The organism is Pseudomonas sp. PS02303, assembly GCF_029959925.1.
In the GTDB taxonomy this organism is placed as follows: domain Bacteria; phylum Pseudomonadota; class Gammaproteobacteria; order Pseudomonadales; family Pseudomonadaceae; genus Aquipseudomonas; species Aquipseudomonas mandelii.
Genome location: NZ_JASCOM010000247.1, coordinates 1 through 8,598, shown reverse-complemented (window position 1 = coordinate 8,598; position 8,598 = coordinate 1). Strand labels below are relative to the sequence as shown.

At 61.8% G+C, this 8,598-nt stretch carries 8 protein-coding genes; 5 read left to right on the top strand and 3 right to left on the bottom strand.

The genetic code is table 11. From position 1 onward, the window contains the following. Positions 1–219: 219 nt before the first annotated feature. Genes rbsK through QMX98_RS29095 form a run of 3 tightly spaced genes read left to right on the top strand, consistent with a single transcriptional unit; the run spans position 220 to position 3,577 of the window. Entirely contained in the window at positions 220–1,146 is a 927-nt protein-coding gene (rbsK, locus tag QMX98_RS29105; RefSeq protein WP_282411769.1) for a ribokinase, read from the top strand. 44 nt (positions 1,147–1,190) lie between these two features. After that, positions 1,191–2,522 (top strand): L-fucose:H+ symporter permease, encoded by a 1,332-nt coding sequence (fucP, locus tag QMX98_RS29100; RefSeq protein WP_154501239.1) that lies wholly within the window; start codon positions 1,191–1,193, stop codon positions 2,520–2,522. Then, positions 2,519–3,577 (top strand): aldose 1-epimerase family protein, encoded by a 1,059-nt coding sequence (locus tag QMX98_RS29095; protein WP_282411768.1) that lies wholly within the window; start codon positions 2,519–2,521, stop codon positions 3,575–3,577. The genes fucP and QMX98_RS29095 overlap by 4 nt, the downstream gene beginning before the upstream one ends. On the opposite strand, the gene deoR is transcribed toward QMX98_RS29095, so the two are convergent. Further along, complete coding sequence (gene deoR, locus QMX98_RS29090) at positions 3,570–4,340, bottom strand: DNA-binding transcriptional repressor DeoR (RefSeq protein ID WP_154501237.1); 771 nt, start codon at positions 4,338–4,340, stop codon at positions 3,570–3,572. The two genes, QMX98_RS29095 and deoR, sit on opposite strands and share 8 nt — an antisense overlap. 121 nt (positions 4,341–4,461) lie before the next feature. On the opposite strand from deoR, the gene deoC reads away from it, so the two are divergent. Further along, a complete protein-coding gene (deoC, locus tag QMX98_RS29085) occupies positions 4,462–5,145 on the top strand; it encodes a deoxyribose-phosphate aldolase (RefSeq protein ID WP_145306299.1) in 684 nt (227 codons plus the stop codon). Here the strand turns inward: deoC and QMX98_RS29080 are convergent, their stop codons facing one another. Together QMX98_RS29080 and QMX98_RS29075 are read right to left on the bottom strand one after the other, a co-directional pair. Continuing rightward, entirely contained in the window at positions 5,146–6,144 is a 999-nt protein-coding gene (locus tag QMX98_RS29080) for an NAD(P)H-quinone oxidoreductase (RefSeq protein ID WP_282411767.1), read from the bottom strand. Between the two features lie 138 nt (positions 6,145–6,282). Next, the gene (locus tag QMX98_RS29075) at positions 6,283–7,500 is read right to left on the bottom strand and encodes a YbfB/YjiJ family MFS transporter (protein WP_282411766.1); all 1,218 of its coding nucleotides are present in this window, start codon (positions 7,498–7,500) and stop codon (positions 6,283–6,285) included. Between the two features lie 115 nt (positions 7,501–7,615). On the opposite strand from QMX98_RS29075, the gene QMX98_RS29070 reads away from it, so the two are divergent. Next, positions 7,616–8,491, top strand: coding sequence for a LysR family transcriptional regulator (locus QMX98_RS29070; protein WP_282411765.1), 876 nt, complete (start codon positions 7,616–7,618; stop codon positions 8,489–8,491). The last annotated feature ends 107 nt before the right edge of the window (positions 8,492–8,598 follow it).

Here is an 8,598-nt window from a genome sequence, read left to right as displayed (position 1 = left end):
ATCGCGAGCAGGCTCACTCCTGCAGGGGAACGCATTCCAATGTGGGAGCGAGCCTGCTCGCGATGGCGTCCCTTCTGCCCACGCATCTCGCAAAGCCATTCGTCTTTGCCTCAAACCCCACCCAACAAAAAGATTGAATAATCACACAAAATGTTATTTAAATAACAAAACAACAACGTCCAGCGTCAGTCTGGCAAGCCGGATCAAGGTGGGATAGCAATGAGCAAGATCGCAGTCATCGGCAGCAACATGGTGGATCTAATCACCTACATCGACCGCATGCCGGCCCAGGGTGAGACGCTCGAAGCGCCGGGGTTTGCCCTCGGGTGCGGCGGCAAGGGCGCCAATCAGGCGGTTGCCGCGGCGAAGCTCGGGGCGGATGTGCTGATGCTCACCAAGGTCGGCGATGACATGTTTGCCGATAACACCCTGGCCAATTTCCAGCGTTTTGGCATCGACACCCGTTACGTGCAGCGCGTGCCCGGCGTGTCCAGCGGTGTGGCGCCGATCTTCGTCCAGGCCGACTCGCACAACAGCATCCTCATCGTCAAAGGCGCCAACGCGCACCTGGTCCCGGCGGATATCGACGCGGCGGCCCAGGCGTTGCGCGAGTGCTCGCTGATCGTTCTGCAGCTCGAAATCAATGTCGACACCGTTTACCACGCCATCGAATTCGGCCGCGCGCACGACATTCCAGTCTTGCTCAACCCGGCGCCAGCCTTGTCCGGCCTGAGCCGTGAGCATTTGTCGCACCTGGATTTCCTGGTGCCCAACGAATCCGAGCTGGCGCTGATCACCGGCCAGGTCGTGGACTCCCCGGCGTCGGCCCATAAAGCCGCCCAGACCTTGGTCGCCGACGGCATTCGCCACGTCATCGTGACCCTCGGCCAGCAAGGCGCGCTGTACGTCGGCGAGGAAGGCGAGTTCCAGATTCCCGGCCTGTCGGTTGCCGCGCGCGACACCACCGGCGCAGGCGATGCCTTCATCGGTTGCTTCATTCATCACTGGAGCCGCGACCGCGACATCCGCGCCGCCATGACCCAGGCCGTGGCGTATTCCGCCTGCTCGGTCACCGGTCTGGGCACCCAGACCTCCTACCCGGACGCCACTGCATTCGCTGAATTCCAGCGCCAGCTCGGCGCTTGAAATCGAGCTGATTCACCCCTCACCACTCACCACGGAGAACAACAATGACAAAGCCTCCGCTCCAACAGACGGCCGATGGTTTCTACCTGAACCGCACGCCCTGGTTCGCCTTCATTTTGCTGTGCAGCATCTTCGCGCTGTGGGCGGCCGCCGCGAGCATGAACGACGTGCTCATCGCGCATTTCAAGAAGGCCTTTCTGCTCAGCGATTTCCAGACCGCGTTCGTGCAGTCGGCGTTTTACCTGGGCTATTTCTTCGTGGCGATCCCGGCCGCGCTGGTGGTCCGCCGTTTCAGTTACAAGACCACCATCCTCATTGGCCTGATGCTCTACATGTTCGGTTGCCTGCTGTTCTTCCCGGCGGCGTCGACCGCCAAGTACGGCATGTTCCTGCTGGCGCTGTTTGTGATCGCGGCGGGGCTGTCGTTTCTCGAAACGGCATGCAACACCTATTCGACGCTGATGGGCCCGCGTGAAACCGGCACCCGTCGCCTGAATATTTCCCAGACCTTCCATCCATTCGGCGCGATGGCCGGGGTCTACGTCGGCAGCTTCGTGATGTTCAAGGACACCGACGCCACCCGCGAGCAGCTCACGCAAATGAGCGCTTCGGACGCGGCGGTCCAGCAACTGCAAATGATCCAGTCCACCTTGCTGCCGTACAAATGGATGATCGCGGTGCTGGTGCTGATGTTCATCCTGATCGCCATCACCCGGTTTCCGAAGTGCAAGGGCAATCAGGTGACCAGCAAGAAATCCGCCAGTCTCGGCCAGAGCCTGTCGCGACTGTGGCGCAACAAGCGCTTCACCTTTGGCGTGCTGGCGCAGTTTCTGTACGTCGGCGCACAGGTCGGCGTGTGGAGTTTCACCATTCGCTTGGCGATGCAGTTGGGCGGCATGAATGAGCGCAGCGCGTCGTGGTTTTTGCTGACCACCTTCGCCGCCTATTTTGTCGGCAAACTGATCGCCAACGTGCTGATGCGCAAACTGCACCCGGCCAAGGTGTTGGCGGTGTACGGCGTGCTGTGCATTGTGTTGCTGGCGTATACGATCCTGGTGCCGAACATCACGGCGGTGTACGCCGCCGTTGGCGTCAGCGTGTTCCTCGGTCCCTGCTGGCCGACCATCTACGGCTTGACCATTGACGGCCTGGGCGAAGACACCGGCGTCGGCGGTTCGCTGTTGGTGATGAGCATTGTCGGTGGCGGGGTGATCCCGATCTTCCAGGGCCTGCTGTCCGATTACAGCGGCGGCAACATGCAACTGGCCTACAGCGTGCCGTTGTTGTGCTTCATCGTGATCGTGATGTACGCGGTGCGTTGCCTGCGTCATTCCGACAGCGAACGGAGGCCAGTGGGTGCGGTGGTGACTTCATGAACACGTGGATCAATCTGCAACCGTCGCAGTTCGGCGAGGCGCGCAAAACTTTGCTGGAGTCGGAGGCGTTCACGGTCAGTTCCTGGGTCTACCCCAGTGGCGTGCTGGCGCTGGAGTTGGCCAACAGTCGCGGCCGTCTGGTGGTGTTGCCGTATCTGGGGCAGATGATCTGGTCCGCCGTGTTCGACGGTTGCGACCTGACCATGAGCAACCTGTTCAGCCAGCCCCGGCCGAGCCCGACGGTGATCGGCACTTACGGCTGTTTCATGTTTCACAGTGGCCTGTTGCGCAACGGTTGCCCGAGCCCCGAGGACGATCATCCGCTGCACGGCGAGATGCCTTGCGCGGCGATGGATCGTGCCTGGCTGGAGGTCGGTGAAGACAGCGCTGGCGGTTTCCTGCGACTCGGCGGCGAGTATGAATATGCGCAAGGGTTTGGAGACCGATACCTGGCCACGCCCAGCGTGACGTTGCGCGCTGATTCCGGGCTGTTCGACATCGCCATGCAGGTGACCAATCTGGCGGGCAAGCCGATGGACCTGATGTACATGGCGCACATGAATTACGCCTATGTCGACGGCGCCCGCTTCATCGAGCCCTTGGGTGTCGAGCGCGTGCGCTTGCGCAGCAGCGTGCCGGCCCACGTCAAACCGACGCCGGCCTGGACTGAATACATGCAGGTGCTGGCCAAAGACCCGGAGCAGTTCACCTGCCTGGATCAGCCGAGGCTCTACGACCCCGAGATTGTGTTTTTCTTCGACGGCGTGCGGGCGGACGACAGCGGTCATGCGCATTTTCTGCTGAGCCATCCCGACGGTGCGGCGTTCTACACCCGCTACCGTCCAGACCAATTCGACCACGCCGCGCGCTGGATCCTGCACAACCCCGATCAGCAAGTGGCAGCATTTGTGCTGCCGTCCACTTGCGAGCCGGAAGGCTATCGCGCCGAGTCTGCCAAGGGCCATGTGCGTTCGCTGGCGGCAGGGGCGACGGCGGATTTTTGCGTCACCACCGGTTACCTGAGTGCAGCGGAACAACAGGCCTTGATCAGATGATCAACTGCGCGCCGCTGGCGGTGATGGCGTCGCGGTAGGCCTTGGGGATTTTCTTGTCGCTGACCACGAACTGGAAATCCCCGAGGTTGGCGAAATGCGCGGTACGCACTGTGTCGAACTTGCTGTGGTCGGCCAGCAGCAACCGCTGTTGCGCCTGGCGCAGGACCTTCTGCTTGACCTCCACTTCATTGAAATTGAAGCAGGTCACGCCGAAGTCCTGGCTGATGCCGGCGGCCGACACGAAGGCCCAGGTCAGGCGCACGCTGTCGAGGATGCCGGTTTCGCGGGTGTTCTCGAACACCTGGTTCTTGCGATGGAACGTGCCGCCGCACACCACGATGTGGCAGTTGGGCTTTTGCGACAGTTTGGTCAGCACGTTCAGGGAGTTGCACACCGCGGTGAACTCGAGCTCGTCGGGAATGAAATCGATCACGAAAGGCGTGGTGGTGCCGCAGTCGAAGAACACCGTGTCGCCCGGCTGGATAAACCCGGCGGCGAGTTTGCCGATGCGGCGTTTTTCTTCGACGTGGCGGGTGTCCTGTTCGGCCACGCGGTAATCGCCGGGCTCGTTGCCATCGTGGATTCTGGTGATGTAGCCACCGAGCAGGCGCAGGTGGTCGGTGTATTTGCTGAGGTCGCGGCGCAGGGTCATCTCGGACACGTCCAGCAATGCCGCCATCTCGCGCAGATGAATGGCGCTCTGGTCTTGCAGGGCTTGTTGAATCAGCTTGAGACGCTCGGCTTTTTTACTGTCCACAGGCATTCCGGGGTTGATTGTTGATGTTATTTAAGTAACATTATTTGTGAGTTTTGTAACGTTTTTGCGCGAATCACCCTCGATTGTGGCGCAGGGGCATTTGAATATACAAACAGGAGTTTTTGCGATGGCACACCTCGAACCCCAAGCGCTGGCGCAGTACATCGATCATACCTTGCTGGCGCCTGATGCTTCCCGCGAGCAAATCGCTGCGTTGTGCCGCGAAGCTGCCGAACACGGCTTCTATTCGGTGTGCGTGAATTCGGGTCAAGTCCCTCATGCGGCTCAGTGCCTTGAAGGGCAGCGCGTGAATATCTGCGCGGTGGTCGGCTTCCCGCTGGGCGCCGGCCTGAGCGACACCAAGGCCTTCGAAGCCGAGCGGGCGATTGCCGCCGGGGCCGGGGAAGTCGACATGGTGTTGAACATAGGCTGGTTAAAGGACGGCTTGTTTGATCAGGTGCGCGACGACATCGCCCAGGTGTTGCAGGCGTGCGGCAAGGTGCCGCTGAAAGTCATCCTGGAAAACTGCCTGCTCACCGATGCCGAAAAGGTGAAGGCTTGCGAGATTTGTCGTGAACTGAAGGTCGCGTTCGTCAAGACTTCGACCGGTTTCAGCCGCAGCGGCGCCACCGTGGAAGACGTTGCGCTGATGCGTCGCACCGTCGGCCCCGACATCGGCGTCAAGGCCTCCGGTGGCGTGCGCGATTACCCGACCGCCCTGGCGATGATCGAAGCCGGCGCTACGCGACTGGGCACCAGCTCGGGCATCGCGATCATCGGCGGCGCATTGGCGGCTGGCGAGGGTTACTGATCAGTCCACCTGCAACACAATCTTGCCAATGTGATCGCCGGCTTCCATCCGTGCATGGGCCTGCGCGGCCTCGGTGTACGGGTAAACCTTGTCGATCATCGGCAGGCAACGCCCGGCAGCCAGTACCGGCCACACGTACTCGCGCAGCTGTTCGGCGATCGAGGCTTTTTCTTCACGGGTGCGCGAGCGCATCAGCGAGCCGGTGATCGTCGCGCGCTTTCCCATGATCGCCATCAGGTCGACGTCGTTGGCGCGGGCACCGCCGAGGAAGCCGAGCATCACCAGGCGACCCTCCATGCCCAGTGCCGCGATGTTCTGATTCAGGTACGAACCGCCCATGATGTCGATGATCACGTTGACGCCTTTGCCAGCGGTTTTTTCCGCGATGACCTGGACGAAATCCTGGTCGCGGTAGTTGATCGCTTCGGCACCCAGCTTGCGGATCGCCGCGCACTTCTCCTCACTGCCCGCCGTGGCGAAGGCCTTGACGCCGAATTCGCGGCAGAGCATCAGCGCCGTGGTGCCGATGCCGCTGGTGCCGCCGTGAATCAACGCGCGCTGGCCTTTGCTGGCGCCGCCCATGTCGAACAGGTTGGCCCACACCGTGAAGAAGGTTTCCGGGACGGCCGCTGCGTGCACCCAATCCATGCCATCAGGAATGGGCAGCGTCTGGCTGGCCGGTGCAACGCAATATTGCGCATAGCCACCGCCATTGGTCAGCGCACAGACGTTGTCGCCGACGATGAATTCGCTGACGCCGGTGCCTACGGCCACCACTTCACCGGCCACTTCCAGCCCGGGAATCGGGCTCATGCCGGGTTTCATCGGGTACTTGCCGGCGCGTTGAATCACATCGGGACGGTTGACCCCGGCGGCGTGCACACGGATCAGCACTTCGCCTGCGCCGACCGTGGGCACCGGTTCCTGGCGCGGCTTCAACACCTCGGGGCCGCCGGGCTCGGTGATTTCAATCAGGGTCATGGTGTGGGGCAAAGTCATGTTGGAGTCCTGTGGAGAAAGTCGTCTGTAAATGGGATCGCATCAGTGAATCAATAATTCAGTCCAAACCACCGCCCCCCTGTAGGAGCGAGCCTGCTCGCGATAGCGGTATGTCAGTCACATTGCTGCGGGATCTGCCTACGTCTTCGCGAGCAGGCTCACTCCTACAGTGGGTCTGTTCAGCAAACGCATGGCCTGTTCCAGCAACAGTGCAATCACAATCGCGCCCGCCGCAATCACAAACAACAACCCATGCTGACCACCGCTGGCATTGAACAGCGCCGAATACGCAAACCCGGCAATCGCCTGGAAGGTGGCGAATGAAACCGTCGCACGGCTCCAGGCAATCTGCTGCTGGTGATGGTTCGGCAGCAGTTCATGCACCCGCGCCAGCGCCAGTGGAACGATGCCCGGCGGGAACGAACCGAGGATCACGGCCAACACGGCCAGCGCCGTAAACGAACTGGAAATCGACAGCAGGCCGACGGCAATCGCCTGCACCACCAGCACCAGGCGGATGCTCAGCTTTGCGCCCAGTTGATCGGCCAGAAAACCGTAACTCACCGGCCCGATGATCGCGCCCAGTCCGTACATCACCCAGATCAGCGCGCCGATGTGCGGGCCGGCGCCGAGGCCGCGGGCCACGTAATCCACCAAAAACACCATGGCCGGCACCAGCCCGGCGGCCATGAAGGCGTATTGAGCGAACAGCAGGAACACCCCCGGGTCGGTTGATGTGGTGGTTTTCTCGATCGACACCGCAACGGCTTGATGATGCGCCTCTTTCGGCCAACCGAACCAACTCGTGGCTGTCAGAAGCAGTGACAGCAGCCCCAGGCCAAACCAGGTTTGCTGCAAGCCAAGGCTCAGCAGCGGCGGCACAATCGTCCCCGAGCCGGCGATGCCCAGGCCGATGCCGAGGAAAATCGCACCGCTGGCCAGACCTCGGCGGGACGCCGGCACGTGGGGCAATACCGTCGCGGCCACCAACACCATGATCGCGCCACCGGCAACCCCCGACAGCAATCGCCAGCCGAAGAACCAGCTCACCGACAATGGAAAACCACAGGCGAAAAACGACAAGGTCACGGCCAGCATCATCAGGCGTAACGCGGTTTTGTTCGACGTGCGGTTGGCCACTGGCCGGCCGATCAGCGCACCGATCAGGTAACCCACGAGGTTGGCGGCGCCGAGGTACACCACGTCGCTGGCGGAAAACCAGTGCGCCTGGATCAATGAGGGAATCAGCGGCGTATAGGCAAACCGCGCCAGGCCGATGCTCACCAGGCTGGCGCTGAGGCCGGCGAAGATCGGCAGCCAGATCGCGCTGCGCGGGGTAGTCGATATGCTGTGCATGGGAAAGGTCCTGAGAAGGTTTTACGCTGGCCTTCAGACTATCCCGATCGGTTGATGTAATAACGCAGCGAGTTTGCGCTATGGTGATGCAAATCTGCATCAGTGGGGGAGCCGTATGAATTGGGATGACGCACGGGTGTTTCTGGCGGTGTGCCGAGAGTCGACGCTGCGGGGCGCGGCGCGGGTGCTGGGGGTCGATCAGGCCACGGTCGGTCGACGGATCGCGGCGCTGGAGAAGTCGTTGAGTGCGACGCTGTTTCTGCGCACCTCTGAAGGCTATGCGCTGACAGCGGTGGGGGAGGCGGCGTTGACGGCCGTGGAAAAAATGGAGCATTCGGCACTGGAACTGGAGCGTCGGATTCAGGGGCTCGACGATCGACTGACCGGGCTGGTGCGGGTCAGCACCACCGATTCCCTGGCCATCGATTTTCTGATCCCGGCCATTGCCCACTTACATGAACAGCACCCCGACGTGCGCGTGCAACTGGACGCCTCCACGCAGATTCTCAGCCTGGCCAAACGTGAAGCCGACATCGCCGTGCGCAACACCCGGCCGGACAACCCGGACCTGATCGCCCGTCGCATCGCACGCTGGCCGGTGGGTTTGTTTGCTTCTCAGAATTACGTAGATGCCCATGGCGTGCCAACGCCGGGCTCGGCGTTCGAAGGGCATGACCTGGTGGTGTATCAGCCGTACCTGCAAGGCAATAAAGACATGACCCTGGTCTCGGAACCGCTGGGGCGCGGGCGGATTGTGGCGAGTCTGAGTTCCGGTCTGCTGGTGCGCCGATCCATCGTGGCGGGGCTCGGGATCGGGGAAATTCCGGTGTACATGGGGGAGAGGGACGGGCTGGTCAGGTTATGGCCGGAGCGCACGCGACCGGTGCCCTATGACGTCTGGCTGGTGACCCACGCGGACCTGCGGCACACGGCCAGGGTTCGGGCGGTCATCGATGAAATTGTCGCGGTGTTTTCCGGTACCGGCGAGTGAGTCGTCGCTAATCGAAGGACTCACACAACCCCTGTGGCGAGGGAGCTTGCTCCCGCTGGGCTGCGGAGCGGCCCCCTATCTATCTAAAGAGAAGGGGACTGCTTCGC